The organism is Streptomyces sp. NPDC051569 (assembly GCF_044454085.1).
Classification (GTDB): domain Bacteria; phylum Actinomycetota; class Actinomycetes; order Streptomycetales; family Streptomycetaceae; genus Streptomyces.
This window is the reverse complement of record NZ_JBITDJ010000017.1, coordinates 100,857-126,276: the sequence shown is the minus strand read 5'-3', so window position 1 is coordinate 126,276 and position 25,420 is coordinate 100,857. Positions and strand designations below refer to the sequence as shown.

General features: G+C 71.5%; 20 protein-coding genes. 15 read left to right on the top strand and 5 right to left on the bottom strand.

The window, feature by feature from the left end:
* Positions 1-140: 140 nt before the first annotated feature.
* Both acs and ACIBAE_RS22660 read right to left on the bottom strand, forming a co-directional pair.
* Positions 141-2,096 carry an acetate--CoA ligase gene (gene acs, locus ACIBAE_RS22665; RefSeq protein ID WP_399288474.1) on the bottom strand — a complete coding sequence of 652 codons (1,956 nt, stop codon included), beginning with the start codon at positions 2,094-2,096 and terminating at the stop codon, positions 141-143.
* 246 nt (positions 2,097-2,342) lie between these two features.
* Positions 2,343-5,015, bottom strand: a complete 2,673-nt coding sequence (locus tag ACIBAE_RS22660; protein WP_399288471.1) for a bifunctional SulP family inorganic anion transporter/carbonic anhydrase — start codon at positions 5,013-5,015, stop codon at positions 2,343-2,345.
* A gap of 305 nt (positions 5,016-5,320) precedes the next feature.
* On the opposite strand from ACIBAE_RS22660, the gene ACIBAE_RS22655 reads away from it, so the two are divergent.
* Positions 5,321-6,619 carry a hypothetical protein gene (locus ACIBAE_RS22655; RefSeq protein ID WP_399288468.1) on the top strand — a complete coding sequence of 433 codons (1,299 nt, stop codon included), beginning with the start codon at positions 5,321-5,323 and terminating at the stop codon, positions 6,617-6,619.
* Positions 6,620-6,698: 79 nt separating this feature from the next.
* On the opposite strand, the gene ACIBAE_RS22650 is transcribed toward ACIBAE_RS22655, so the two are convergent.
* Positions 6,699-7,685 (bottom strand): ATP-binding protein, encoded by a 987-nt coding sequence (locus ACIBAE_RS22650; RefSeq protein ID WP_399288465.1) that lies wholly within the window; start codon positions 7,683-7,685, stop codon positions 6,699-6,701.
* 102 nt (positions 7,686-7,787) lie between these two features.
* Here ACIBAE_RS22650 and ACIBAE_RS22645 point away from each other — a divergent pair, with 102 nt between their 5' ends.
* Positions 7,788-8,666 (top strand): oxidoreductase, encoded by an 879-nt coding sequence (locus ACIBAE_RS22645; RefSeq protein ID WP_399288462.1) that lies wholly within the window; start codon positions 7,788-7,790, stop codon positions 8,664-8,666.
* A gap of 324 nt (positions 8,667-8,990) precedes the next feature.
* Here the strand turns inward: ACIBAE_RS22645 and ACIBAE_RS22640 are convergent, their stop codons facing one another.
* Positions 8,991-9,833: an HAD family hydrolase gene (locus ACIBAE_RS22640; protein WP_399288459.1), complete on the bottom strand. Its 843-nt coding sequence runs from the start codon at positions 9,831-9,833 to the stop codon at positions 8,991-8,993.
* A 517-nt stretch (positions 9,834-10,350) separates the two neighbouring features.
* Here ACIBAE_RS22640 and ssd point away from each other — a divergent pair.
* The 7 genes from ssd to ACIBAE_RS22605 all read left to right on the top strand — a co-directional run bounded on the left by ssd (position 10,351) and on the right by ACIBAE_RS22605 (position 15,484).
* The gene (ssd, locus tag ACIBAE_RS22635) at positions 10,351-11,448 is read left to right on the top strand and encodes a septum site-determining protein Ssd (RefSeq protein WP_399288456.1); all 1,098 of its coding nucleotides are present in this window, start codon (positions 10,351-10,353) and stop codon (positions 11,446-11,448) included.
* A complete protein-coding gene (locus ACIBAE_RS22630; RefSeq protein ID WP_399288453.1) occupies positions 11,445-12,608 on the top strand; it encodes a TadA family conjugal transfer-associated ATPase in 1,164 nt (387 codons plus the stop codon). Before ssd ends, ACIBAE_RS22630 begins: the two co-directional genes overlap by 4 nt.
* Positions 12,609-12,619: 11 nt before the next feature.
* A complete protein-coding gene (locus ACIBAE_RS22625) occupies positions 12,620-13,501 on the top strand; it encodes a type II secretion system F family protein (protein ID WP_399288546.1) in 882 nt (293 codons plus the stop codon).
* Positions 13,498-14,292, top strand: a complete 795-nt coding sequence (locus tag ACIBAE_RS22620; RefSeq protein ID WP_399288450.1) for a type II secretion system F family protein — start codon at positions 13,498-13,500, stop codon at positions 14,290-14,292. Before ACIBAE_RS22625 ends, ACIBAE_RS22620 begins: the two co-directional genes overlap by 4 nt.
* Before the next feature lie 97 nt (positions 14,293-14,389).
* The gene (locus tag ACIBAE_RS22615) at positions 14,390-14,596 is read left to right on the top strand and encodes a DUF4244 domain-containing protein (protein ID WP_399288447.1); all 207 of its coding nucleotides are present in this window, start codon (positions 14,390-14,392) and stop codon (positions 14,594-14,596) included.
* Positions 14,583-15,068, top strand: a complete 486-nt coding sequence (locus tag ACIBAE_RS22610) for a TadE family type IV pilus minor pilin (RefSeq protein WP_399288444.1) — start codon at positions 14,583-14,585, stop codon at positions 15,066-15,068. The genes ACIBAE_RS22615 and ACIBAE_RS22610 overlap by 14 nt, the downstream gene beginning before the upstream one ends.
* Positions 15,065-15,484 carry an Rv3654c family TadE-like protein gene (locus tag ACIBAE_RS22605; RefSeq protein ID WP_399288441.1) on the top strand — a complete coding sequence of 140 codons (420 nt, stop codon included), beginning with the start codon at positions 15,065-15,067 and terminating at the stop codon, positions 15,482-15,484. The genes ACIBAE_RS22610 and ACIBAE_RS22605 overlap by 4 nt, the downstream gene beginning before the upstream one ends.
* Here ACIBAE_RS22605 and ACIBAE_RS22600 read toward each other — a convergent pair.
* On the bottom strand, positions 15,450-17,915 hold the full coding sequence (locus ACIBAE_RS22600; RefSeq protein WP_399288438.1) for a DEAD/DEAH box helicase: 2,466 nt from the start codon (positions 17,913-17,915) through the stop codon (positions 15,450-15,452). The two genes, ACIBAE_RS22605 and ACIBAE_RS22600, sit on opposite strands and share 35 nt — an antisense overlap.
* 79 nt (positions 17,916-17,994) lie before the next feature.
* On the opposite strand from ACIBAE_RS22600, the gene ACIBAE_RS22595 reads away from it, so the two are divergent.
* From ACIBAE_RS22595 to topA, 6 genes are all read left to right on the top strand, one after another.
* A complete protein-coding gene (locus ACIBAE_RS22595) occupies positions 17,995-18,348 on the top strand; it encodes an STAS domain-containing protein (RefSeq protein WP_003967428.1) in 354 nt (117 codons plus the stop codon).
* A 104-nt stretch (positions 18,349-18,452) separates the two neighbouring features.
* Positions 18,453-18,899: an ATP-binding protein gene (locus ACIBAE_RS22590; RefSeq protein WP_399288436.1), complete on the top strand. Its 447-nt coding sequence runs from the start codon at positions 18,453-18,455 to the stop codon at positions 18,897-18,899.
* A 328-nt stretch (positions 18,900-19,227) separates the two neighbouring features.
* Entirely contained in the window at positions 19,228-19,827 is a 600-nt protein-coding gene (locus tag ACIBAE_RS22585) for a small secreted protein (RefSeq protein WP_399288433.1), read from the top strand.
* 224 nt (positions 19,828-20,051) lie between these two features.
* Positions 20,052-21,557 (top strand): methyltransferase, encoded by a 1,506-nt coding sequence (locus ACIBAE_RS22580; protein WP_399288430.1) that lies wholly within the window; start codon positions 20,052-20,054, stop codon positions 21,555-21,557.
* A 258-nt stretch (positions 21,558-21,815) separates the two neighbouring features.
* Entirely contained in the window at positions 21,816-22,013 is a 198-nt protein-coding gene (locus ACIBAE_RS22575; protein WP_399288427.1) for a hypothetical protein, read from the top strand.
* Positions 22,014-22,388: 375 nt separating this feature from the next.
* Complete coding sequence (topA, locus tag ACIBAE_RS22570; protein WP_399288424.1) at positions 22,389-25,226, top strand: type I DNA topoisomerase; 2,838 nt, start codon at positions 22,389-22,391, stop codon at positions 25,224-25,226.
* Positions 25,227-25,420: the final 194 nt, after the last annotated feature.

The following is a 25,420-nucleotide window of genomic DNA, read 5'->3' as shown; positions in this document are numbered from 1 at the left end:
ACCAATATTGTGGGGGTGGGGTGTTGTGGGGGCCCCGGGGGGGGGCGCGCGGGGCGGGGGGGGGGGGGGGGGCCCCCCGGGCGGGGGGGGGGGGGGGCCACCACACCAGCGCCGCTGCGGCGCTGATCGGGCGCCGAAGCTCAGTCCTCGGTGGTCGCCGAGGGGAGCTGCGTCTGGATGAGATCCATGACCGAGGAGTCGGTGAGGGTGGTGACGTCACCGAGCTGCCGGTTTTCCGCGACATCGCGCAGCAGGCGCCGCATGATCTTGCCGGAACGGGTCTTGGGCAGTTCCGCGACCGGCAGGATCCGCTGGGGCTTGGCGATCGGACCGAGCGTGACGCCCACGTGGTTGCGCAGCTCCGCGACCAGCCCGTCGTCGACGACGGCGGTGCCCCGCAGGATGACGAAGGCGACGATGGCCTGCCCGGTGGTCTCGTCGGCAGCGCCCACGACGGCGGCCTCCGCCACCTTGGGGTGCGAGACGAGGGCGGATTCGACTTCGGTGGTGGAGATGTTGTGGCCGGAGACCAGCATCACGTCGTCGACGCGGCCCAGCAGCCAGATGTCGCCGTCGTCGTCCTTCTTCGCGCCGTCACCGGCGAAGTACTTGCCTTCGAAACGAGACCAGTAGGTGTCGATGAACCGCTGGTCATCGCCCCAGATGGTGCGCAGCATCGAGGGCCACGGCTCGGTCAGGACCAGATAGCCGCCGCCTCCGTCCGGCACCTCGCGGGCCTCGTCGTCGACGACGGTCGCGGAGATGCCGGGCAGGGCGCGCTGGGCCGAGCCCGGCTTGGTCTCGGTGACGCCGGGGAGCGGGGAGATCATCATGGCGCCGGTCTCGGTCTGCCACCAGGTGTCCACGATGGGCGTCTTGCCCGCGCCGATGTGCTCGCGGTACCAGATCCACGCCTCGGGGTTGATCGGTTCGCCGACCGAGCCCAGCACGCGCAGGGAGCTCAGGTCGAACTTGGCGGGGATGTCGTCCCCCCACTTCATGAACGTACGGATCGCCGTCGGCGCGGTGTACAGGATCGTCACCCCGTACTTCTGCACGATCTCCCAGAACCGCCCCTGGTGCGGGGTGTCGGGCGTGCCCTCGTACATGACCTGCGTGGCACCGTTGGCGAGCGGTCCGTACACGATGTACGAGTGGCCGGTCACCCATCCGATGTCGGCCGTGCACCAGTACACGTCCGACGCGGGCTTGAGGTCGAAGACCGCGTGGTGGGTGTACGCCGCCTGGGTGAGGTAGCCGCCCGAGGTGTGCAGGATGCCCTTCGGCTTACCCGTCGTCCCCGATGTGTACAGGATGAAGAGCGGGTGCTCCGCGTCGAACGCCTCCGGGGTGTGCTCCGCGGACTGGCGGCCCACGATGTCGTGCCACCAGACGTCGCGGGTCTCGTCGAAGGCGGTGTCCTGGCCGGTACGGCGGACCACCAGCACATGCTCGACCTGCGGGCACTTGGCCACGGCCTCGTCGATCGCCGGCTTGAGGGCGGACGGCTTGCCACGGCGGTAACCGCCGTCGGAGGTGATGACCAGCTTGGCGTCCGCGTCCTGGATGCGGGAGGCGACGGCCTCGGCGGAGAACCCGCCGAAGACCACGGAGTGCGCGGCTCCGACACGGGCGCAGGCCAGCATCGCGACCGCGGCCTCCGGGATCATCGGCAGGTACACGGCGACCCGGTCGCCCTTGCGGACGCCCAGCTCGGTGAGGGCGTTCGCGGCGCGGGAGACCTCGTCCTTGAGCTCGGCATAGGTGATCGCCCGGCTGTCGCCCGGCTCGCCCTCGAAGTGGATCGCGACCCGGTCGCCGTGGCCGGCCTCCACATGGCGGTCGACGCAGTTGTAGGCGACATTCAGCTCGCCGTCCGCGAACCACTTCGCGAATGGCGGGTTCGACCAGTCCAGCGTCTCGGTCGGCTCGGTGACCCAGGTGAGCCGCCTCGCCTGCTCGGCCCAGAAGCCAAGCCTGTCCGCCTCGGCCCGCTCGTACGCCTCCGCCGTCACATTGGCGTGCGCGGCCAGCTCGGCCGGCGGTGCGAATCGCCGGCTCTCCTTGAGCAGATTGGCCAGGCTTTCGTTGCTCACGACATCTCCCTTTCCCAGGGCGTCCTATGTGTCCCGGGCCTAGCTCATCAGTCGGACGCCCGGGTGACAAGGGCTTGCCGAGAATTGGTTTAGACCTATGCGGTGCCAGAAGTCCGTGTGAGAGCTCCGTGCGAGAGCTTCGTACGGTCCCTTCGTACGGGCCCTTCGTGCGCGGAGAAGGGCCCGCCGCCCCGGGGCAGTGGGGAGGCGGGCCACACACTCTCACGGATGCCGTACGGAGAGGGTTCAGGCGCGCGATTCCTCAAGCGCGGTCGGGGCCACCCGGTTGAACACCTCTTCCTCCCCGCCGCCCCCACCCCCACCCTCGGCGGCGACCGCGGCGCCGTCCGCCAGCAGATACGCCTGCGCCTCGCCGACATGGAAGTACATTCCGTGCAGTTCGAGCCTGCCTTCGGCGAGCCCCCGGGCCACCGCCTCATGGGCCCGCAGATGCTCCAACTGCTGGATCACATTGGTCAGACAGAGCTGCTCGACCGCGTCGGCCGGCAGCCGGCCGGAGATCCTGGCCCATGAGTGGCGCCTGCTTCTCATCCGCTCCAGGCTGGGCGCTCCGTGCCGTAGCCAGCGCCGCAGCGGTGTCTGCGGCTCGTCCGCGCCGTCGGTTGTGCTCAGAAGGGCTTGCATGGCCCCGCACCCCGAGTGCCCGCAGACGGTGATGGACCCCACCCGCAGCACGTCGACGGCGTACTCGATCGCCGCGGCCACCGAGTCGTCCGCGCCGTCCGCCCCGGGCAACGGCACCAGATTGCCCACGTTCCTCACGGTGAAGAGGTCACCGGGACCGCTGGACGTGATCATGCTGGTGACCAGCCGGGAGTCCGCGCAGGTGAGGAAGAGCTGAGAGGGCCGCTGGCCTTCGCGCGCCAGCCGCGCCAGCTCGCCCCGCACCAGCGGAGCCGTATGGCGCTGGAAGGAACTGAGCCCGCTGGCCAGCTGGCGGCTGCTCGACGTGCGGCCCGACCCACCACCGGACCGTCCGAGGTCTGAGGAGGCGATTCCAGGGCGCCCGCTGCTGGACCGCCTGTCTCCGGACTGCTCAGCCCCGGCTCCAGCCCCGGCCCCGGCCCCAGCCCCGGCCCCAGCTCCAGCCCCAGACTCGGCCCCGGCCTCTCCGGCTCCGAATCCGCCGGCCCCGGACATCCCGGCGCCGGACTTTCTGGCTCCGGTCCGCTCTGTCCCGGGAGAGCTGTTGCCGGCTTGCTCCGTCGCGGCCCGCTCGGCGGCGGGATGCTCGCCGCAGTGGTGGTTGCGCCAGGGGGTCCAGGGCCGGCAGCAGGCGTGGGACGGGGTGGCGGCCCCGGCGATCCGGCCGCCCGCCCGTCCGGTGAACTCGGCCGTGCCCCCGTGGGCGATGTGAGCGGTCTGCCAGTCGTGCAGCGCCTCGTACGCCGCGTGGTCCATGAAGGACCCGTCCAGTTCGACGACGCAGTCGGCGTCCTGGGGGACCTGATGCAGTATCCGGCTGAGCCTCGGCACGGCGAGGAACGTCAACTGGCCACGGGCACGCACCCGGTGGATCCCGTCGTGTTCCTCCGCCGTGATCCGCGTCCTGGTCAGGCGGTGCAGCGCCACCGCGACCCCCAACGCGATCCCGATGGCCACACCCTGCAGTACGCCGGTGAGGACCACGGCCGCCAGTGTCACCACGTACACCAGCATCTCGCGGTTCCGCTTCACGCTGCGCAGACGGCCGATGCTGACCATCTGGATCCCGGCGAACATCACCAGCGCGGCCAGGGCCGCGAGCGGGATCAGATCGAGCACGGGCACGAGCAGCAGGGCCGCCGCGGTGATCCACAGGCCGTGCAGCATCGTCGCGTGCCGGCTCACACCGCCGGCCGAGACATTGGCGGAACTGCGCACGGCGCCGCCGGCGACGGGCAGACCGCCGAGCGCACCGGACACGACGTTGCCCACACCCTGACCTGCCAGCTCCCGGTCGAGACGGGCGCGCGGGATCGGACCACGCGGCTCCTTGCGCGTGGCCACCAGCTTGTCGACGGCGACCGCGGAGAGCAGTGATTCGACGCTGCCGACCAAGGTGACGGTCAGGACGGCGGCGAGCAGTCCGAGCACCGGCCCCTCGGGCATTTCGGGCAGTGCGTGACGGCTCCAGGAGGGCAGGTCGACCCGCTCCAGTCTCATCCCCGTCAGAGCGGCGACGGCGGTCGCGACGACCACCGCCGCGAGCATGGCCGGCGCCTTGCGTGCGAACCGGCCCGCGCGCCCCGGGATCCGTGGCCAGGCGAGCAGTACGGCGATGGTCAGGACGCTCACGAAGACCGCGGCCGGGTGGGAGCCGGCCAACTGGGCCGGCAGCCCCAGGACGTTGTCGACGGCGGAACTCTGTGGTGTGCCGCCGAGAACGATGTGGAGTTGGGAGAGCGCGATCGTGACGCCGACGCCGGCAAGCATCCCGTGCACGATCGCCGGGCTGACCGCGAGCGCGGAGCGGGCCACCCGTAGCGCCGCGAGGGCGAGTTGGGCGAGACCGGCGCAGATGGTGATGGCGCAGGTGGTGCGCCAGCCGTACCGCTGGATGAGGTCGGCCGTGACGACGGTGAGTCCGGCGGCGGGGCCGCTGACCTGAAGCGGGGCCCCGCCCAGCCGGCCCACGACCACACCGCCGACGGCGGCGGCCACCAGGCCCGCCTGGAGCGGGGCTCCGGTGGCGAGGGCGATGCCGAGTGAGAACGGCAGCGCGATCAGAAAGACGGAGATGGAAGCGGACAGATCGGCTCCGGCGATCCGGAACCCGGGGCCGCGCGGTGGCGGTCCGTGCGGCCTGTCCAGCCGCCCGAGACGGGGCGGGCGGAGCGTGCGGGCCATGCGGGGCGGGGGATCGGTGGGGGTCTCAGGAGAAGTGCGTTCGGTGCGAGTGGGGACGCAGGCAGACATGTTTCCCGTCTCCTCCGGGGCAGCGCGGTCGCGGAAAGGGGGTCGCGGCCGTGGGTCACGGCGTACAGCGGCGGGATGCTCAACTCAACTCTTGGTAAATGGATCGTAATGCAGAGTAAAGACTGGGACATGACTTTTCGGTCAAATGGTCCCATTGTTCACTCGGACTGGTGATTAGTAATTTTGTCCGGCTTGTCGTTTCTTCATATTTTCATCCGAAGTGAGACGTTGTCGGCGCTCGGCGCCGTGCCGGCAGGTCGCCGCTCGGCACTTCGGTACTGATTCCTGAGGAAGAGGGTGGGCGGATGCTGGCCGCCACAAAGAGAATCGCCTTCGGCGCCGCCGTCATGGCGCTGACCGTCGGCCTCGCCGGATGCTCCGGATCCGGCCCTGGAGTCAACGGGGAGGCGAAGAAGGGCGCCCCCGGTGCGAAGAAGGCCCCCGGAACCCCCAAGAATGTCGTACAGCTCATCGGTGACGGCTCGACCGCGTACACCGGTGCCCAACCGCACCTGGCCAAGCCGGAGCGTCTGAAGCCCGGGCAGAAGCCGCCGCAGTTCGTGGTCTTCTCCTGGGACGGTGCCGGGGAGGACAGTCAAAAGCTCTTCTCCCACTTCCGGGAGGTGGCCAAGAAGTACAACGCGACCATGACGTACTTCCTCAGTGGGGTCTACCTGCTGCCCGAGGAGAAGGCCCAGCAGTACGACCCGCCGCAGCACGCGGCCGGCAGCTCGGACATCGGCTTCAACGACACCAAGGGGATCAGGGACACCCTGCGGGAGCTGCGCGCGGCCTGGCGCGACGGCAACGAGATCGGTACCCACTTCAACGGCCACTTCTGCGGCAACGACGGCGGCGTCGGCACCTGGTCCGTCGACGAGTGGCGCAGCGAGATCAGTCAGGCCAAGTCCTTCGTGAAGAGCTGGAAGACCAACGCCGGGCTGCGGAACGAGGCTCCGCTGCCCTTCGACTACGACAAGGAGCTGGTCGGCGGCCGCACGCCCTGCCTGGAAGGGCAGAAGAACATGATGGCGGCGGGCCGGACGATGGGCTTCCGCTACGACTCCAGTGGCGTCGGCAACCAGGTCTGGCCGAAGAAGACCGAGGGCATGTGGGAGCTGCCGCTGCAACTCGTCCCGGTGCCGGGCCGCGCCTTCGAGACGCTCTCGATGGACTACAACTTCATGTTCAACCAGTCGGGGACGACCAAGGGCGACCCGTCCCAGCACGCGTACTGGGGCAATCAGATGCGCGACGGACTCCTCAAGGCGTTCGACCGGTCCTACCAGGGGAACCGCGCACCGCTGATCATCGGCAACCACTTCGAGTCCTGGAACGGCGGCACGTACATGCGTGCCATCGAGGAAACGATCAAGACGGTCTGCGGGCAGCCGGACGTGAGGTGCGTGTCGTTCCGTCAGCTCGCCGACTGGCTGGACGCGCAGGACCCGGAAACCCTCGAAAAGCTGCGCGGGCTTGAGGTCGGCCAGGCGCCCAAGGGCGGCTGGCCGGCGTTCACAGCAGCCATGAACGCGGCTCCGAACCCTTCCGCGGGCTCCGCCGCCCCGGCGGGCCGGCCCGCCGGTCACGCGGCGCGGCACTGACAGCACTGACAGCACTGACAGCACTGACGGCACGGACAGCATTGACGCCGGACGCGGCCGGGCGGGACGGCTGAGCCGGTTAGGACGGCTGAGGCACGGCGAGTGATTCGCCGAGAACGAAGGCGGGGTCGACCTGGGCAGCCAGGTCGACGCCCGTCTTCGCGTTTCCCCAGCTCTCGGCGTTCCGGAGGTGGAAGTGGACCATCTGCCGGGTGTACCGCTCCCAGTCGCGGTGCTCGTACGAGTCCTCGGCCGCGTCCTGGAGGGTCTGCAGCGCGCAGCGGTTGTCCGCCTCCAGCAGCTCGAACCGGGACGGCCGGCCCTTCTCCATCGCGCGTACCCAGTTCGAGTGGCCCACGGTGACCAGCAGGTCGTCGCCCACCTCCTCGCGGAGGAAGTCGAGGTCGTCCTGGCCCTGCACCTTGTTGCCGACGACCTTGAGCGAGACGCCGAAGTCCCGTGCGTACTCCTTGTACTGGCGGTAGACGGACACGCCCTTGCGTGTCGGCTCGGCCACCAGGAACGTCATGTCGAAGCGGGTGAACATCCCCGAGGCGAAGGAGTCCGAGCCGGCTGTCATATCGACGACCACGTATTCGTCGGGGCCGTCGATCAGGTGATTGAGGCACAGTTCGACCGCGCCCACCTTGGAGTGGTAGCAGGCGACGCCCAGATCGGATTCGGTGAACGGGCCGGTGGCCATCAGCCGGATCTCGCCGTCGTCGAGGCGTACGGCACGGGCGCAGGCCTCGTACACCGGGTTGTCCTCGCGGACCCGGAGCAGGCGCGACCCCTCACCCGGCGGCGTTGTCTTGATCATCGCTTCGACGGAAGCGATCCGCGGATTGCTGCCGCGCAGATAGTCCTTGATGAGGGGGAGGTGCGCGCCCATCGCGGGAAACGCGGTGGACTCGGCTTCGTCGAGGCCGAGCGCCGCCCCCAGATGCTGGTTGATATCGGCGTCCACCGCGATGACGGGAGCCTCATTGGCGGTCAGGTGACGGATGAAGAGCGAGGACAGCGTCGTCTTGCCGCTGCCGCCCTTGCCCACGAAAGCGATCTTCATGTTCACGTAGCGTAGTGGCTGCGTCGCAATACGTGGTGCGTTTGCGTGAGGAAGACCACTCCAAGGTGGGGTGTGTGCCCGGGGCGCGTAGCCTCCCTACCTATGAGTACGACTGCCTCTGACGCCTCCTTCGTACCGCGACCGGAAGACCCGCTGGCCGCGCTGGCCTCCCTGCCGGGGGTCCCCGGCGTGGTCGATTCCGTACGCCAGGCCGTCGACCGGGTTTACGGCCACCGCGTGATGAGGCGTCGCAGCAATGAGGTCACCTCGGAGGCGGCGCTGCGCGCCGCGCGCGGATCGGCGGCTCTGACCGGCGCCGACTGGGCGCTGGAAGAGGTGCGCCGGCGCAGCGACTTCGGTGCGGAGGCCGAGGCCCGTACGGTCGGCGCGGCGCTGCGGCTGACCGCCGAATGCGGCCAGCTCCTCTCCATCTGGGTGCAGTCGCCCGTGCGCGTGCTGGCCCGGCTGCATCTGGTGGCCGCGGGCGGCGCGGGCGTTCCCGGCGAGACGGTGGGGCGGCCCCGGCTGGCGGGTGAACCTGTCGTGGAGACCCCTGGGGCCGAGGCGGCCGGACCGCTGGTCGAGACTCCGCTGCCGAGCGCGGAGGAGGTGGCGGGGCGCCTGAACGGACTGTCGGCGCTGGTCGTCGCGGCGAGTACGGCGCCGGCGCTGGTGACGGCCGCGGTGGTGCACGGTGAGCTGCTGGCACTGCGTCCCTTCGGCTCGTACAACGGCCTGGTGGCCCGAGCGGCGGAACGAGTCGTGCTGATCGGCAGTGGTCTCGACCCCAAGTCGGTCTGCCCCGCCGAGGTCGGTCACGCCGAACTGGGTCGCGCGGCCTACGCGGCCGCCTTTGACGGCTACCTGTCGGGGACCCCGGACGGCATGGCGGCGTGGATCATCCACTGCGGGCGGGCGATCGAACTGGGTGCGCGCGAATCCACGGCGGTCTGCGAGGCGCTTCAGCGCGGCGCGGCCTGAACAGGGTTCCTGAACAGGGTTGCGGCGGCGCTTGCTGGGCGCCGCCGCCGACATGTCCGCCGAGTTACCATGCGTCCTCGTGTAGTGCCCATCAGGTCGGGTGCTTCGCCCGTCACCTGGTGCGGCTGGCCCGTATTCGACGGGTCGACGTCGCGTGGGTGCTCAACTTCCATGCTCGGTCCGTGGGGCCTGATGCGTTCACAGGTGATCCTCTCGGATAGCCATGGTCTCGCGGGCCGTTGAATCCTTTGTACTCCTGTGCGCGGATATGCGGAACCCCTGACTACCCTTCTTTACTTTCACGTTCAAACAAGGGCGAAACGGTCAGGCGCCCAGACGTGCGGACTGCCGGCGCCGGCTCGCGTACCAGACCAGCCCGGCCGTGGCGGCCGCCGCGCCCACCGCCGCTGCGGCGACCAGGGCCGGCCGGGGTGGCATGGAGAAGGCGGGCAGTCGCTGCTTCAGCCGAACAGGCCGGTTGAAGACGAGAATTGGCCACTGGCGTGCCGTCGCCTCGCGCCGCAACGCGCGGTCCGGGTTGACCGCGTAGGGATGGCCGACCGACTGGAGCATGGGGACGTCGGTGATCGAGTCGCTGTACGCGTAGCAACGGGACAGGTCGTAGCCCTCGGACTTGGCGAGTGCCTTCACCGCCTCGGCCTTGGTCGGCCCGTACGCGTAGTACTCCACCTCGCCCGTGAAGCAGCCGTCGGCGCCGACGACCATGCGGGTGGCCACTACCCGGTCGGCGCCGAGCAGCTCGCCGATCGGCTCGACGACCTCCGCGCCCGAGGTGGAGACGATCACGACATCCCGGCCGGCGACATGGTGATCCTCGATGAGGGATGCGGCCTCGTCGTAGATGATCGGGTCGATCAGGTCGTGGAGTGTCTCGGCGACGATCTCCTTGACCTGCTGGACGTTCCAGCCTTTGCAGAGGGCGGAGAGGTACTCCCGCATCCGCTCCATCTGATCGTGATCGGCACCTCCGGCGAGGAAGACGAACTGCGCGTACGCGGTGCGCAGTACGGCGCGGCGGTTGATCAGACCGCCTTGGTAGAAGGACTTGCTGAAGGTCAACGTCGATGACTTCGCAATGACCGTCTTGTCCAGGTCAAAGAAGGCTGCTGTGCGCGGCAGGGAGTGGTTTTCCACGAGGCCGAGCATAGGCGCCCACCATTCGGCGTAAGCTCCGGCGCGTGGGTTTGCCTGAGAAGGCTCTCGGGTACACCATGGAAGTCACGGATCGTTCGCGACCGTGCTAACCCGGTCCGACTCCTCCCCCCCCCGAGTCGGCCGTGGGGACGACCCCCGCTCTCCCCCCCGGCGGGGGTCGTCGCATGTCCGGACGCGTTTTCGGCGCGTGAATCCGGCTCCTCCCTTCTCGGTGGGCCTTGTGTGCGATGACTTCGCTCCCTTTCTACCAGTCACTGTGCGTAGTTGACGCGCCGCTCTCCGGAAGTCACCGGTATGGGCGGGCGGGATATCCACAACTGCTGAGTTGTCCACAGTTTTCAAGCAAGATCCACACGATTTCCCGTTCCACTGCACGGTGATTCCGTCCGCGAAGTTCGCGGCAGCCGGAATCACCGATACCGGATCGGTCCGAGAGCGTGGAGAGAAGCGCCCGAGGACCCCCGGATCGCGGCAGAGGAGATAGGGGGCGGAGATCGTGACGGGTTCCATGACATCCGATCGCGCACAGGTCACCGAGGGGCGCCGGACGGGGCCGTTGATCGTGACCGAGGACGCGGACCTGCTCGACGATCTGCTGCGGCTGTGTGCCGCCGCGGGCGCCGAGCCCCAGGTCCACCACGCCGTGCCGGAGCGGAAGGGGTGCTGGGAGGAAGCGCCGATGGTCCTCGTGGGCGACGACGCGGCGGCGCGCTGTCGCGGCGCCACGCGCAGGCGCGGCGTGATGCTCGTCGGACGGGACCAGGACGACCCGGACGTGTGGCGGCGGGCGGTGGAGATCGGCGCCGACTGCGTGCTGCGGCTGCCCGACGCCGAGAGCTGGCTCGTCGACCGGATCGCGGACGCGGCCGAGGGCGTGGGCCGGCAGGCGCTCACCATCGGCGTGGTCGGCGGCCGGGGCGGCGCCGGAGCCTCGACCCTGGCCTGCGCGTTGGCCGTCACCGCGGCGCGGGCCGGCCGGCGCACGATGCTCATCGACGGCGACCCGCTCGGCGGCGGCCTCGATGTCCTGCTCGGCGGCGAGCAGGCGGTGGGCAGGCGCTGGCCGGATTTCGCCGCTTCCCAGGGCCGGGTCGCCGGCGGCGCGCTGGAGGAGTCGCTGCCGTGGCTCCACGAACTGCGCGTGCTCAGCTGGGATCGCGGGGACTCCGTGGTGATCCGGCCGGAGGCCATGCGGTCGGTGCTCGCGGCCGCCCGCAGACGTGGTGGCGTCGTGGTCGTGGACCTGCCCCGCCGGGTCGACGAGGCCGTCGCGGAGGCTCTCGCGCAGCTGGATCTGGGGCTGCTGGTGGTGCCCGCCGAGCTACGGGCCGTCGCGGCGGCCGGACGGGTGGCCTCGATGGTGGGCATGGTGCTCCAGGACCTGCGGGCGGTCGTGCGTGGCCCTTATGCCGCCGGGCTGGACGAGCGGTGGATCGCCGACGCGCTCCGGCTTCCGCTGGTGGGCGAAGTGCCGCTGGAGCCGGGCCTGTCGGAGGCACTGGACGGAGGAGCGCCGCCGGGATCCCGTGCGCGCGGGCCACTGGCCGCGTTCTGCACGGCCTTCTGGGAGCGGGCCCTCGCCGGGGATGGGAGCGGGACGTCATGAGCGCCGGGACGGCGGACGGTGGGCTGCTGGACGCCGTACGGCAGCGGCTCGCGGAGAGCGGTGCCGACCCGACGCCTGCCCGGGTGGCGGCGGCGCTCCGGGCTCAGGGGCGGCTGTTGGGTGACACGGAAGTGCTCGGCGCCGCCGAGGAGTTGCGATGCGAGCTGGTGGGGACCGGGCCGCTGGAACCCCTGCTCGCCGACGGCTCGGTGACGGACGTACTGGTCTCGGCGCCCGACCGGGTGTGGGTGGACCGGGGCGGCGGCCTGGAGCTCACGGCCGTGTCGTTCGCCGACGCCGCGTCCGTACGGAGGCTGGCGCAGCGGCTGGCGGCGGTGGCGGGGCGCCGGCTGGACGACGCCAGGCCCTGGGTGGATGCCCGGCTGCCCGATGGGACCCGGATGCACGCGGTGCTGCCGCCGGTGGCGGTCGGTTCGACGTATCTGTCGCTGCGGGTGGTGCGGCCGAAGGCGTTCGCCCTGGCGGAGCTGACTGTCGCCGGGACGATTCCGCCGGGCGGGGACCGGATCCTGCGGGCGCTGATCGAGGCCCGGCTTTCGTTCCTGATCAGCGGCGGTACGGGCACGGGGAAGACCACGCTGCTGTCGACCCTGCTCGGCCTGGTGGGCGAGCGCGAGCGGATCGTGCTGGCCGAGGATTCGGCGGAGCTGCGGCCCGACCATCCGCATGTGGTGCGGCTGGAGGGCAAACCTGCCAACCAGGAGGGCGCTGGCCTGGTGACGCTGCGGGACCTGGTCCGTCAGGCGCTGCGGATGCGGCCGGACCGGCTGGTGGTCGGGGAGGTACGGGGCTCCGAGGTCACCGAACTCCTGGCCGCCCTGAACACGGGGCACGAGGGCGGCTGCGGGACCGTGCACGCCAATACGGCGGCGGACGTTCCCGCGCGCCTGGAGGCCCTGGGGACGGCGGCCGGCCTCGACCGGGCGGCGCTGCACAGTCAGCTGGCGGCCGCGCTGTCCGTCGTGATCCATCTCGCGCGTGACCGGGGCGGGCGCCGGCGGATCGCCGAGGTGCATGTCCTGGAGAGGGACACCACCGGGCTGGTGGTGCCGGTGCCCGCGCTGCGCTGGGGCGCGGAGGCGTTCGTGCGGGAGCGGGGCTGGCCTCGGCTGCTGACGCTGATCGGGGGCGCGCGGTGAGGGCGGTGACGATGTGGGCCCCCGGGGCCGTGGCGGCGCTGTGCGCCGTGGCGGCGATCCGGCTGACGGTCGGCCACGAGCGTGGGCTGCGACGGGCCCGGCTGCTGTTCGCGGACGGCGTGGCGGCGGACGGTGTGGCGACGGATGGCGTGGCACCGGGGCCGCGGCCGTGGGAGCGATGGCTGCCGGGAGTGCGCGGGTGGGCGCGTGGGCCGGGTGGTGAGTGGCTCTGTCTGCCGCTGGGGGCCCTGCTGGCCCTGGTCGGGCAGTCGGCGCTGCCGCTGGTCGCGGGAGGACTGGCGGTGCCGTTGGCGGGGCGGTGGCTGCGAGCGAGGGAACGGCGCGGGGCGCGGGAGCGACGGGCCGACCTGATCGTCGCGCTGTGCGGCGCGGCCGCGGGCGAGCTGCGGGCAGGCCTGCAGCCCGTACAGGCCCTCCAGGCCGCGGCGGTGTCCACCGGTGGGCTGGGAGGCGCGCAGGCCGCGGTGCGGGCGGCGGCGCGGTTCGGCGGCGACGTACCTGACGCGCTGCGGCGGGCGGCGCGCGAGCCGGGGGCGGAGGGTCTCGTAGGGCTCGCCGCGTGCTGGCGGGTCGCCGTGGACGGCGGAGCGGGCCTGGCCGCCGGGCTGGACCGGCTGGAGGCCGCTCTGCGGGCGGAGCGGGACCAGCGCGAGGAGCTGCGGGCGCGGCTGGCGGGTGCCTGGTCGACCGTGGTGGTGCTCGCGCTGCTTCCGGTGGTGGGGCTGGCGATGGGCTGGGCGCTGGGCGCGGAGCCGTCGCGGGTGTTGCTGCACACCCCGGCGGGCCTGGGATGCCTGGCCGTGGGCGGCCTGCTGGAAGGCGCGGGCCTGTGGTGGGCCGCCCGGATCGTACGGGCAGGTGAGGCGCCATGACCGGTGCGGATGTCCACAGGCTGTGGGTGGCGGTCTCGATGCTGGCCGCCGCCGGATGTCTGGCCTTCACGATCACGGCCGGGCGGCGCGGCCGGCGGGCTCGCGGGCGGCTAACGGCCCTGCTGACGGCGGGGACGGCGGAGAGCCGGCCGCGTCCTCGGCGGTGGGGCGGGGAGCAGCGGGCGACGAGGGTGTGGGCGCGGAAATGGGGGCCACCTCTCGGTGCGGTTATCACCGGTTGGGTCCTGGTCGGCGGGGTGCCCGGCTGGGTGGTGGGGCTGGCCGGGGCTTGCTGGCTCCGGAGATGGCTGCGGACGAGGAGGCCCGTCGACCGCACCCGGGGGGACGAGGTGGAGCGGCAGCTCCCGCTCGCCGCGGATCTGCTGGCCGCGTGTATCGCGGCGGGGGCGGGACCGCGCGAGGCGGCGGAGGCGGTCGGTGAGTCGCTGGGCGGGCCGGTCGGCGCCCGGCTGGCAGCGACGGCGGCCGAGCTACGGCTCGGCGGGGAACCGGCCGCGGCATGGGGGCGGTTCGGCGAGATACCGGGCGCGGCGGGGCTGGCCCGCTGTCTGCGGCGGGCCGGGGAGACGGGAGCGCCGGCGGCGGAGCCGGTGTCCCGGCTGGCCGAAGGCCTGCGGGCACAACGCTCGCGCGGCGCCGTGGCCAGGGCCCAGCGCGCCCAGGTGCTGATCACCGCTCCGGTGGGGCTGTGCTTCCTGCCCGCCTTCCTGACGGTGGGAGTGGCGCCGGTGCTCATCGGGTTGGCGGGCGGGCTGCTGCAGGGCGACTGAGCCTCTCGGCCCGGCTTTTCACTCGGCTCTTTTCAGTCGATTCACTCGGCTTTTTTCGTTCGGCGGTTTCTACGGGGAGGCGGATATCGGGATGAGGATGCGACGTATGCGGTATGTGCGACGGCTGTGTCAGGCGCGGCTGCGCCGTTCGCGCACCGACGCGGGGATGACCACGTCCGAGTACGCGGTGGGGACGATCGCCGCCTGTGCGTTCGCGGCCGTGCTCTACAAGATCGTCACGAGCGCGCCCGTCTCGGACGCGTTGGAGTCGGTGATCGGGAGGGCGCTCCATGCGCAGTTCTGAGGCGGACCTGGGGCCCCCGCGCCGTACAGGCCGGCGGCCCGGCGGCGACCGGGGGACGGTGACGGCGGAGGCAGCCGTGGCGGTGCCGGCGCTGCTGGTGTTCGCCCTGGCCCTGATCTGGGCGCTGACGGCGGCTTCCGCGCAGATCCGGTGCGTGGACGCGGCGCGGGCGGGGGCGCGGGCGGCCGCCAGGTCCGAGCCGCGGGCCGGGGTCCTTGCCGCCGCCCGTTCGGCCGCCCCCGAGGACGCCAGGATCACGCTGGGGCGTACGGGCGACCTGTGGCAGGTGCGGGTGGAGGCTCCCACGCCGGGGCCGGGTGCGCTGGCCCTGACGCTCACCGCGGAGGCGGCGGCGTCGGCGGAGGACGTCTTGGATCCCGCAGGCCCCGCAGCCCCTGCGGACGCTGTGGGCCCCGCCGATACCGTCGCGGACGGCACGGCGGACCCCGGGGCCGGAGAGGCGGGGCCATGACCAGGGACCGGGGGTCGGCGACGGTGTGGGTGGCCATGGCGGCGACCACGCTGTGTGTGGTGTTCGCCGCGGTGCTCGCGCTGGGGCAGGCGGTCGTCGCCCGGCACCGGGCGGGTGGGGCCGCGGACCTGGCGGCCCTCGCCGCCGCGGACCGCGCGCTGTGGGGGCCGACGGATGCCTGCGGCAGAGCGGCCGAGGTGGCGGCCGCGCAGGGGGCGGAGGTGGTGCGGTGCGGGCTGAACGGGGAGATCGCTGATGTGACGGCACGGGCGCGCTTCGGGCCGTATGCCCCGACGGTCAGGGCCCGTGCGGGCCCTCCGCCCGCGACGCCCCCGCCCGGCTCCCCGCAGGCTCCCGCGCAGGCTCCCTCGGAGGCGGCGGCTATGCCACGGGAGGCGCGTCCGGCGCAGCCCTGAGCAGCTCGGTCAGGAGCCGTACGGCGCCCCGCTTGTGCAAGGGCTCGTTGCCGTTGCCGCACTTGGGGGACTGGATGCAGGAGGGGCACCCGGCCTCGCACTCGCAGGACGCGATGGCCTCGCGGGTGGCGGTGAGCCACTCACGGGCCGTCTGGAAGGCGCGCTCGGCGAATCCCGCGCCGCCGGGATGACCGTCGTACACGAAGACGGTCGGCAGCAGGGTGTCCGGGTGGAGCGGTACGGAGACCCCGCCGATGTCCCAGCGGTCGCAGGTGGCGAAGAGGGGGAGCATGCCGATGGACGCGTGTTCGGCGGCGTGCAGCGCGCCGCCCAGCTGCTCCGGGTTGACCCGGGCCGCGTCCAGCTGGCCCTCCGTGACCGTCCACCACACGGCCCGCGTACGCAGCGTCCGCGGGGGCAGGTCGAGCTTGCTCTCGCCGAGGACCTCGCCGGTGATGAGCCGGCGTCGCAGGAAGGAGACGACCTGGTTGGTGACTTCGACGGAGCCGTAGCACAGGCGTCCCTCGCCCCACGGGATCGTGGTGTCGGTTTCCAGGACGGAGATGGCGGTGGTGTCGCGGGCGGTGGTGGAGTACGGCGGGGCGGCCTCCTCGACCAGGGCGACGGAGTCCGCGAGATCCAGTCGCTTGACCAGGTAGGTGCGGCCCTGGTGGAGATGGACGGCGCCGTCGTGGACAGCGGTGTGCGAGGCCGGTTCGTCGACCGTGCCCAGCAGCCGGCCGGTCGCCGCCTCGACGATCTGGACCGGACGGCCGCCCTCGCCCCGGATATCGGTCAGGTCGGCGGCCCGTTCGCGGCGGGTCCAGTACCAGCCGGAGGTACGGCGGCGCAGCAGGCCCGCGGCTTCCAGCTGCGGGAGCAGGCCGGGGACGGCCGGGCCGAAGAGCGGCAGATCGGCTTCGGTGAGGGGGAGTTCGGCGGCGGCGGCGCACAGATGGGGAGCCAGGACGTACGGGTTGTCCGGGTCGAGGACGGTGGACTCGACGGGCTGCTGGAACAGCGCCTCGGGGTGGTGGACGAGGAACGTGTCCAGCGGATCGTCCCGGGCGACCAGGATGGCCAGCGCCCCCTGCCCGGAGCGGCCGGCCCGGCCTGCCTGCTGCCACAGGGAGGCGCGGGTGCCCGGATAACCGGCGATGACGACGGCGTCCAGGCCCGAGACGTCGATCCCCAGCTCCAGGGCCGTGGTCGCGGCGAGGCCGAGGAGTTCGCCGGAGTGCAGGGCGTTCTCCAGGGCGCGGCGCTCCTCGGGGAGGTAGCCGCCCCGATAGGCGGCCACCCGGCGGGCCAGGGAGCGGTCCACCTCGGCCAGGCGTTCCTGGGCGATGACGGAGACGAGCTCGGCGCCGCGCCGGGAGCGTACGAAGGCGACCGTCCGGACACCCTGGACGGTCAGATCGGTGAGGAGGTCGGCGGTCTCGGCCGTGGCGGTACGGCGCACCGGCGCGCCCTTCTCGCCCTGGAGTTCGGTGAGCGGGGGCTCCCAGAGGGCGAACACCAGTTCGCCGCGCGGGGAGGCGTCGTCGGCGACCTCCTGGACGGGCAGTCCGGTGAGCCGGCCGGCGGCCAGGGCGGGTTCCGCCGCGGTGGCGGAGGCGAGCAGGAAGACCGGATGCGCACCGTAGCGGGCGCATACGCGGCGGAGCCGGCGCAGCACCTGGGCGACGTGTGAGCCGAAGACACCCCGGTAGGTGTGGCACTCGTCGATGACGACATAGCGCAGGGAACGCAGGAAGGAGGCCCAGCGAGGGTGGGAGGGGAGGATCCCCCGGTGCAGCATGTCCGGGTTGGTCAGCACGTAATTGGCGTACTGCCTGACCCATTCGCGCTCCTCGACGGGCGTGTCGCCGTCGTAGACGGCAGGGCGCACGCGGTTGCCGAGCGGGGCGGCGAGCGCCTTGACGGCGCGGCGCTGGTCGGCCGCGAGGGCCTTGGTCGGGGCGAGATAGAGCGCGGTCGTGCCCCGGCCGTTGGCGGCCTCGGCGCCGTCGAGGAGGGTCGTCAGCACCGGAGCGAGGTAGGCGAGGGACTTGCCGGACGCGGTACCGGTGGCGATGACGACCGATTCGCCGTCCAGGGCGTGCTCGGCGGCGGCCGCCTGGTGGGCCCAGGGATGGTCGATTCCGGCCTGCTGGATGGCATGGACGACTTCGGCGCGGATGCGATCGGGCCAGACCGCATGACGACCGGCACGAGGGGGCAGGTGCTCCGTATGGGTGATGCGCGCAGCACGGCCCGCCCCCGCGGCGAGCCGGTCGAGGACCGTATCGGGGGAGGGGCGGTTGTCCCCGCTCTCGGGGAGTCCATGGGGGCGGCGATTCCTGGCCATCGGCATCGAGTGTGTCACCGGCTTGACGGACAATGGTCCCAAGGCGTCGTGTACGGCCGCCGGTAAGTGATTGAATGCCATGGCGGCTGGCGATACGTCCCCTGGCTCCGTCGGGGAGACCCGAGGGGCGACCGCTCGATAGCAAGGTGCTGGAGGATCCGTGGACCTGTCCCTGTCGACTCGCAATGTGTCCGGCCCTGGTGGCGACCGTACGGTCGTCGAGGTCGGTGGCGAGATTGATGTGTATACCGCGCCCAAGCTGCGCGAGCAGTTGGTCGAGTTGGTGAACGACGGCAGCTACCACCTGGTTGTCGACATGGAGGGCGTGGACTTCCTGGACTCGACCGGTCTCGGCGTGCTCGTGGGTGGCCTGAAGCGAGTGCGCGCCCATGAGGGCTCGCTGCGTCTGGTCTGCAACCAGGAGCGCATTCTCAAGATCTTCCGGATCACCGGTCTGACCAAGGTGTTCCCGATCCACACCACGGTCGACGAGGCCGTGGCTGCCACCGACTGAGGTCGGCAGCAGCCTTCCGGAGGAACTGGGCGGAGGGCACCGGGCGTCATGCCCGGATGCCCCGCGCTCGTGAGTTTTTACGCTCGTACGTTCGAGGGGATCGCATGGCCACCGTTGAACTCCGCTTCAGCGCCCAGCCCGAACATGTCAGGACGGCCCGTCTGGTGGCGGCCGCCGTGGCACGCCGGGCCGGCGTGGATGAAGCTGTGTTGGACGAGGTCAGGCTGGCCGTCGGTGAGGCGTGCAGCCGGGCGGTCGGGCTGCACCGCAGTCATGGCATCACCGCTCCGGTGCGCGTCGTGCTGATCGAGGGGGAGAAGGCTTTCTCCATCGAGGTCGGTGACGAGGTGCCGGCCGCGGGCGGTGACGCCGGGAACGCGAAGGCGTCCCCGGGTGATCTCCAGGAGAGCGACGCCGAGGGCGAGGACGAAATGGGCCTCGCGGTCATCAGCGGACTCGTCGACGACGTGCAGGTCACCGCCGACGACGACGGCGGCGTCATCCGGATGAGCTGGCCGACGGCGTCAGCCGTCGCGCCCGCCCGATCGTGATCTGATACCCGGTCCGGACCCGCGCCGACTCACCGCACATGCGGCGGGCCGGGTGTCGGGCCGGGTCGATGAGCGGACGGACGGCACGGATTGACGTGCCGTCCGTTTCTCTGTGCCGACGGGCGCACCGGTCTCTGTGCCGACGGGCGCACCGGATGCGCCCGTCCGCCCCGGCTGCCCCGCCCGGCTGTCCGGCCTGCCGGGCGTGAGGTGTCTCTCCCTTGGTGCAAATGGCTTCAAAAGCCCATTGATCGGACGTTCGGCACGTGATGGCCACCCACCTGGCGTGTAAGTTCCGGGGCCGAGAGCCTTGGAAGGGACCAATCCGGTGAACAAGAAGCTTGCGGCCGCGCTGTCCGGCGGTGCGGTACTGCTCATGGCGCTGTCGGGCTGCAGCAGCGACGACAACGACAACAAGGTGAACGACTGGGCCAAGAAGGTCTGCGACCAGGTCCAGCCCCAGCTGCAGAAGATCGCGGCCGCCAACACCTCCATCCAGCAGGCGACCTCGGACAGCACCAAGCCCGCCGAGGTCCGGAAGACCGACGCGGCGGCCTTCCGGTCCATCTCCGGCGCCTACAAGGCGCTGGGCTCCGCCGTGAACAGCGCGGGCGCCCCGCCCGTCAAGGACGGCGAGAAGATCCAGCAGGAGGCTGTCAAGGAGCTCAACTCCACCGCGGCGGCCTATCAGAGCCTGGGGACCGGCGTCGACGCGCTCGACATCAACAATCAGGCGAAGTTCGCCGACGGCCTCAAGGGCGTCGCGGACGAGCTGACCAAGATCAGCCAGAGCGGTGACCAGGCGCTGCAGCAGCTCCAGTCCGGCGAGGTCGGCAAGGCGATGGCGAAGCAGCCCGGCTGTCAGAAGCCGGCGCCGTCCGCCGCCGGGAGCGCTGCCGTGACCCCGTCGGCGGGCAGCGGATCGTGACCGGTACCGCCTTGGCGTAGCCGGCCGCCGGTACGGCCCGGGCACAGCCGCTGACGCCTCCCGGCGCGGCGGCCCACGGCATCCGCCCGGGGTGCTCTCGGCTCATCCCGAACCAGGCCATCCCGAACCACAGGCCATCCCGAACCAGGCCATCGCGGCCCGGTGTCCCCGAACAGGACGCCGGGCCGCGAGCCGTTGTCACGGGGAGCAGCCACAATGGGCGGGTGAGTACGACCAGCCTTCCCGCGCCCGACCGTTCGCCCCGACTCCGCGCCGCCCTGCTCGCCGCGGACTTCACCGCCGACGGCATGCTCGACCTCCTCGGCGCTCCCGCCTATGCCGCGCTGGCCCGCAGCGAGACCGTGCCCGCGCTGCGCGCCACCCGCGGCGACACCCCGCTCGAAACCCTCATTCGGCTCTTCCTGCTCCAGCGGCCCGTCCCGTGGGATCGGGCGCGGGCCGTCCTGCCGCTGGAGGAGGCCCTGGCCGACGGCTGGGTCGTCCAGGAGGGTGAGGAGATCCGTGCGACGGTGGACGTACGGCCGTTCGGCGGACCCGAGGGGCAGGACTGGTTCATCGTCTCCGACCTGGGCTTCGCCGTCGGTGGCGCGGGCGGGGCGAGCGGCCACGACGAGGGGGTGGTGCTCGGCGTCGGCGGCGCTTCGACGACCCTCGCCGGGCTCACCGTGCGGACGCCCGTCGCGACCGCGCTCGACATCGGTACCGGCTCCGGCATCCAGGCGCTGCACGCCGCCCAGTACGCCACGCGGGTCACCGCCACCGATCTGAATCCGCGGGCACTCGCCTTCACCCGGCTGACGCTGGCCCTGTCCGACATGCCCGCCGCCGAGTTGTACCAGGGCTCGCTGTTCGAGCCGGTGGCGGACGCGACGTACGACCTGATCGTCTCCAACCCGCCGTTCGTCATCTCGCCCGGTGCCCGGCTCACCTACCGGGACGGCGGGATGGGCGGGGACGACCTGTGCCGCACGCTCGTTCAGCAGGCCGGGGAGCGGCTCAACCAGGGCGGGTTCGCGCACTTCCTCGCCAACTGGCAGCACGTGGAAGGGGAGGAGTGGCAGGAGCGGCTGCGCTCGTGGGTGCCGCGCGGCTGCGACGCCTGGATCGTGCAGCGCGAAGTCCAGGACGTGACCCAGTACGCCGAGCTGTGGCTGCGCGACAGCGGCGACCACCGCGCTGATCCGGAGGCGTACGCCGCGCGGTACGAGGCGTGGCTGGACGAGTTCGAGGCCCGCAAGACCAAGGCGGTCGGCTTCGGCTGGATCACGCTCAGGAAGTCGGGCACCGAGCAGCCGTCGATCGTCGTCGAGGAATGGCCGCACCCCGTGGAGCAGCCGCTGGGCGACACCGTACGAGCCCACTTCGAACGGCGGGACTATCTGCGGACGCGCGACGACGCGGCTCTCCTCGCCGATCATTTCGTGCTGGCTCCCGAGGTCGTCCAGGAGCAGGTCGGGCTGCCCGGCGCGGAGGATCCCGAGCATGTGGTGCTGCGGCAGCACCGGGGCATGCGGCGGGCCACGAAGGTCGACGCGGTCGGGGCCGGGTTCGCCGGTGTCTGTGACGGGACACTGAGCGCGGGCCGGATCCTGGACGCGATCGCGCAGCTCATGGGGGAGGATCCGGTACTGCTCCGGGACCGTACGCCCCAGGCGATCCGGCTGCTGGTGGAGGAGGGCTTCCTGGAACCGGCGCCCGTCGCGCGCTGACGCCTGTCGGCCCGGCGCCCGCCGCGCGCTGACGCCTCCTGTCGCCCAAGCGCCCGCCCGTCCGGCAGTCTGCGGGCGGTGCTGGCCGGGCGGGCGGTGCTGGCCGGGCGCCCCGGTGCGGGGCGGGCGGCGCGGGGCGGGGCGGTCGCGCGCGGCGTTCATCCGGAATTCGCGCCAGTGACGTCCCGGGGTGCCAGCCTCAGCCTGCTGCATTCTCGGCGCCCCGCGACAGGTGCCACGGCGGAACGGGGTACGGGCATGGAGAGCGGGCCGGCGATCTTCGCGGGGACGGCGTTCACGCTGTTCGGGGCCGGACTGCTGCTGTGGACGGGAGCGCGGGTCCTGCACCGGGCACCGGTGGCCCACGGAGTGCGGCCCGCGGCGTCCATCGCGCTCGCGACACTCTCGGGCGTGGTCTTTCTCGCTCTCGGCCTCTGGTGCTTCGGTCGTATGTGATCCGATCCCTCCCCCGTGCCCGACCGGAACCTCCCGGTTCATGATCGTCCCGGGGCCCGAAGGGCCCCGGCAGGCCGCCGGACCTGCACCGGACGTACCGCGAGAGCCCCCGCGTATCGCGTCGGCGCCGCTGGGCGGAACCGTCGGCCGTGCCGTCCGACGTGGCGGGCGCAGGGGTCCGGGCGGCAGGAATGCCTGGAGTCGGGTTACCGTTCGAGTGGCCGTTGCGGGCTTTTGCCGTTTGACACAGGGGCGGGTTGTACCGTCACACTCCGCAGCGAAGCAGCGTCACCGCTGGGCCGTACCGTGCCCTGCCGTGCCGTTCTCCGTACCCCGTACGGGCCCACCGAGCGTCGACCGGAGAGAAGAGCGAAGTTGTCCCCGACCAGCGAGACCGCAGACGGCGGCCGCCGACTCGTCATCGTCGAGTCGCCCGCCAAGGCGAAGACGATCAAGGGCTACCTCGGCCCTGGCTATGTCGTCGAGGCGAGCGTCGGGCACATCCGCGACCTGCCGAGCGGCGCCGCCGAGGTGCCCGAGAAGTACACGGGCGAGGTGCGCCGGCTCGGCGTGGACGTCGAGAACGACTTCCAGCCGATCTACGTCGTGAACGCCGACAAGAAGGCCCAGGTCAGAAAGCTCAAGGAGCTGCTGGCCGAGTCCGACGAGCTCTACCTCGCCACCGATGAGGACCGCGAGGGCGAAGCCATCGCGTGGCACCTGCAGGAAGTCCTCAAGCCCAAGGTCCCCGTCCACCGGATGGTCTTCCACGAGATCACCAAGGACGCGATCCGCGCCGCCGTCGCCAACCCGCGCGAACTGAACACGCGCTTGGTCGACGCGCAGGAGACCCGCCGTATCCTCGACCGGCTGTACGGGTACGAGGTCTCGCCGGTCCTGTGGAAAAAGGTCATGCGGGGGCTCTCCGCCGGCCGCGTCCAGTCCGTGGCCACCCGGCTCGTCGTCGAGCGGGAGCGCGAGCGCATCGCCTTCCGCTCCGCCGAGTACTGGGACCTGACCGGCACGTTCTCCACCGGCCGCGCCGGTGACGCCTCCGACCCGTCCTCGCTGGTCGCCCGGCTGAACTCGGTCGACGGCCGGCGTGTCGCGCAGGGCCGCGACTTCGGTTCGGACGGCCGGCTCAAGTCCGACCAGGTGCTGCACCTGGACGAGGCGAACGCCCGGGCCCTGGCCACGGCTCTGGAGAGCGCCTCCTTCTCCGTCCGCTCGGTCGAGTCCAAGCCGTACCGCCGCTCCCCGTACGCCCCGTTCCGCACGACGACCCTCCAGCAGGAGGCGTCGCGGAAGCTCGGCTTCGGTGCGAAGTCCACGATGCAGGTCGCGCAGAAGCTGTACGAGAACGGCTTCATCACCTATATGCGTACCGACTCGACGACCCTCTCGGACACCGCTGTCTCGGCGGCCCGGGCGCAGGTCACGCAGTTGTACGGGGCTGACTACCTGCCGGACAAGCCGCGCACGTACGCCGGCAAGGTCAAGAACGCCCAGGAGGCGCACGAGGCGATCCGTCCCTCGGGTGATCGTTTCCGCACTCCGGCGGAGACCGGCCTGACCGGCGACCAGTTCAGGCTCTACGAGCTGATCTGGAAGCGGACCGTCGCCTCCCAGATGAAGGACGCCGTCGGCAACAGCGTCACCGTCAGGATCGGCGGCCGTGCCTCCGACGGGCGGGACGCGGAATTCTCCGCCTCGGGCAAGACGATCACCTTCCACGGCTTCATGAAGGCGTACGTCGAAGGCGCGGACGACCCGAACGCGGAACTGGACGACCGCGAGCGCCGGCTGCCGCAGGTCGCCGAGGGCGACGCGCTGTCCGCCGAGGAGGTCTCGGTCGACGGCCACGCCACCAAACCGCCGGCCCGCTACACCGAAGCCTCGCTGGTCAAGGAGCTGGAAGAGCGCGAGATCGGCCGCCCGTCGACCTACGCCTCGATCATCGGCACCATCCTCGACCGCGGCTACGTCTTCAAGAAGGGCACGGCACTCGTCCCCTCCTTCCTCTCCTTCGCCGTGGTGAACCTGCTGGAGAAGCACTTCGGCAGACTGGTCGACTACGACTTCACGGCCAGGATGGAAGACGACCTCGACCGCATCTCGCGCGGTGAGGCCAAGGCCGTGCCGTGGCTCAAGCGGTTCTACTTCGGCGAGGGCGACGACAACGCGGGCGCCGCCTCGGGCGCGGGCAACGGCGACGGGGACCACCTCGGCGGCCTGAAGGAGCTCGTCACGGACCTCGGCGCGATCGACGCCCGCGAGATCTCCTCCTTCCCCGTCGGCGACGGCATCATGCTGCGCGTCGGCCGCTACGGCCCGTACGTGGAACGCGGCGAGAAGGACGAAGAGGGCCACCAGCGCGCGGACGTGCCGGAGGACATCGCGCCCGACGAGCTGACGGTCGGGTACGCGGAGGAACTGCTGGCCAAGCCGAGCGGCGACTTCGAGCTGGGCGCGGACCCGGAGAGCGGCAACCAGATCGTCGCGAAGGACGGCCGGTACGGCCCGTACGTCACCGAGATCCTCCCGGACGGCACCCCGAAGACCGGCAAGAACGCGGTCAAGCCGCGTACCGCCTCCCTCTTCAAGTCCATGGCCCTGGACACGGTCACCCTGGCCGACGCCCTCAAGCTGATGTCGCTGCCCCGGGTGGTCGGCGCGGACGCCGAAGGTGTCGAGATCACCGCGCAGAACGGCCGGTACGGCCCGTACCTCAAGAAGGGCACGGACTCGCGGTCCCTGACGACCGAGGACCAGCTCTTCGACATCACGCTCGACGAGGCGCTGGCGATCTACGCCCAGCCGAAGCAGCGGGGGCGGGCCGCGGCCAAGCCGCCGCTGAAGGAGCTGGGCACCGACCCGGTGAGCGAGCGTCCCGTCGTGGTGAAGGACGGCCGGTTCGGGCCGTACGTCACGGACGGCGAGACGAACGCGACCCTGCGGAGCGACGACAGCGTCGAGGCGATCACGCCCGAGCGCGGCTACGAGCTGCTGGCGGAGAAGCGCGCCAAGGGGCCGGCCAAGAAGACGGCGAAGAAGGCTCCGGCGAAGAAGGCCCCGGCGAAGAAGGCGACGACGGCCAAGAAGACCGCCGCCAAGAAGACGACGACGGCCAAGAAGACGACGGCCGCGAAGACGACCGCGGCCAAGAAGACGACCGCGAAGAAGACGGCGGCGTCGGCGAAGTCCGACGAATAGAAGTCCGACGATCGGACGAAGAGAAGTCCGACGATCGGACGAACAGAAGTTGGACGAGCGGAAGTCGCACGCGTAGTAGCCGTCGGCAGGGGTAGGCGGCTCCGCGCCGCACCCGTACGGGATGGGTGTGGCGCGGGTTGCTCCTGTGGGGGCGCGGGGGGTGTCTCATACGCCGCTCTTCGCCGTCCCGGACA

What these genes read in the sequence shown, in the direction of transcription:
- ACIBAE_RS22660 (WP_399288471.1), bottom strand. Translation starts at nt 5,015, where the DNA reads ATGTCTGCCTGCGTCCCCACTCGCACCGAACGCACTTCTCCTGAGACC.
- ACIBAE_RS22605 (WP_399288441.1), top strand. Translation starts at nt 15,065, where the DNA reads ATGACCAGGGACCGGGGGTCGGCGACGGTGTGGGTGGCCATGGCGGCG.
- ACIBAE_RS22575 (WP_399288427.1), top strand. Translation starts at nt 21,816, where the DNA reads ATGGAGAGCGGGCCGGCGATCTTCGCGGGGACGGCGTTCACGCTGTTC.
- ACIBAE_RS22630 (WP_399288453.1), top strand. Translation starts at nt 11,445, where the DNA reads ATGAGCGCCGGGACGGCGGACGGTGGGCTGCTGGACGCCGTACGGCAG.
- ACIBAE_RS22625 (WP_399288546.1), top strand. Translation starts at nt 12,620, where the DNA reads ATGTGGGCCCCCGGGGCCGTGGCGGCGCTGTGCGCCGTGGCGGCGATC.
- ACIBAE_RS22650 (WP_399288465.1), bottom strand. Translation starts at nt 7,685, where the DNA reads ATGAAGATCGCTTTCGTGGGCAAGGGCGGCAGCGGCAAGACGACGCTG.
- ACIBAE_RS22620 (WP_399288450.1), top strand. Translation starts at nt 13,498, where the DNA reads ATGACCGGTGCGGATGTCCACAGGCTGTGGGTGGCGGTCTCGATGCTG.
- ACIBAE_RS22640 (WP_399288459.1), bottom strand. Translation starts at nt 9,833, where the DNA reads ATGCTCGGCCTCGTGGAAAACCACTCCCTGCCGCGCACAGCAGCCTTC.
- ACIBAE_RS22590 (WP_399288436.1), top strand. Translation starts at nt 18,453, where the DNA reads ATGGCCACCGTTGAACTCCGCTTCAGCGCCCAGCCCGAACATGTCAGG.
- ACIBAE_RS22610 (WP_399288444.1), top strand. Translation starts at nt 14,583, where the DNA reads ATGCGCAGTTCTGAGGCGGACCTGGGGCCCCCGCGCCGTACAGGCCGG.
- ACIBAE_RS22600 (WP_399288438.1), bottom strand. Translation starts at nt 17,915, where the DNA reads ATGGCATTCAATCACTTACCGGCGGCCGTACACGACGCCTTGGGACCA.
- ACIBAE_RS22645 (WP_399288462.1), top strand. Translation starts at nt 7,788, where the DNA reads ATGAGTACGACTGCCTCTGACGCCTCCTTCGTACCGCGACCGGAAGAC.
- ACIBAE_RS22655 (WP_399288468.1), top strand. Translation starts at nt 5,321, where the DNA reads ATGCTGGCCGCCACAAAGAGAATCGCCTTCGGCGCCGCCGTCATGGCG.
- ACIBAE_RS22615 (WP_399288447.1), top strand. Translation starts at nt 14,390, where the DNA reads ATGCGACGTATGCGGTATGTGCGACGGCTGTGTCAGGCGCGGCTGCGC.
- ssd (WP_399288456.1), top strand. Translation starts at nt 10,351, where the DNA reads ATGACATCCGATCGCGCACAGGTCACCGAGGGGCGCCGGACGGGGCCG.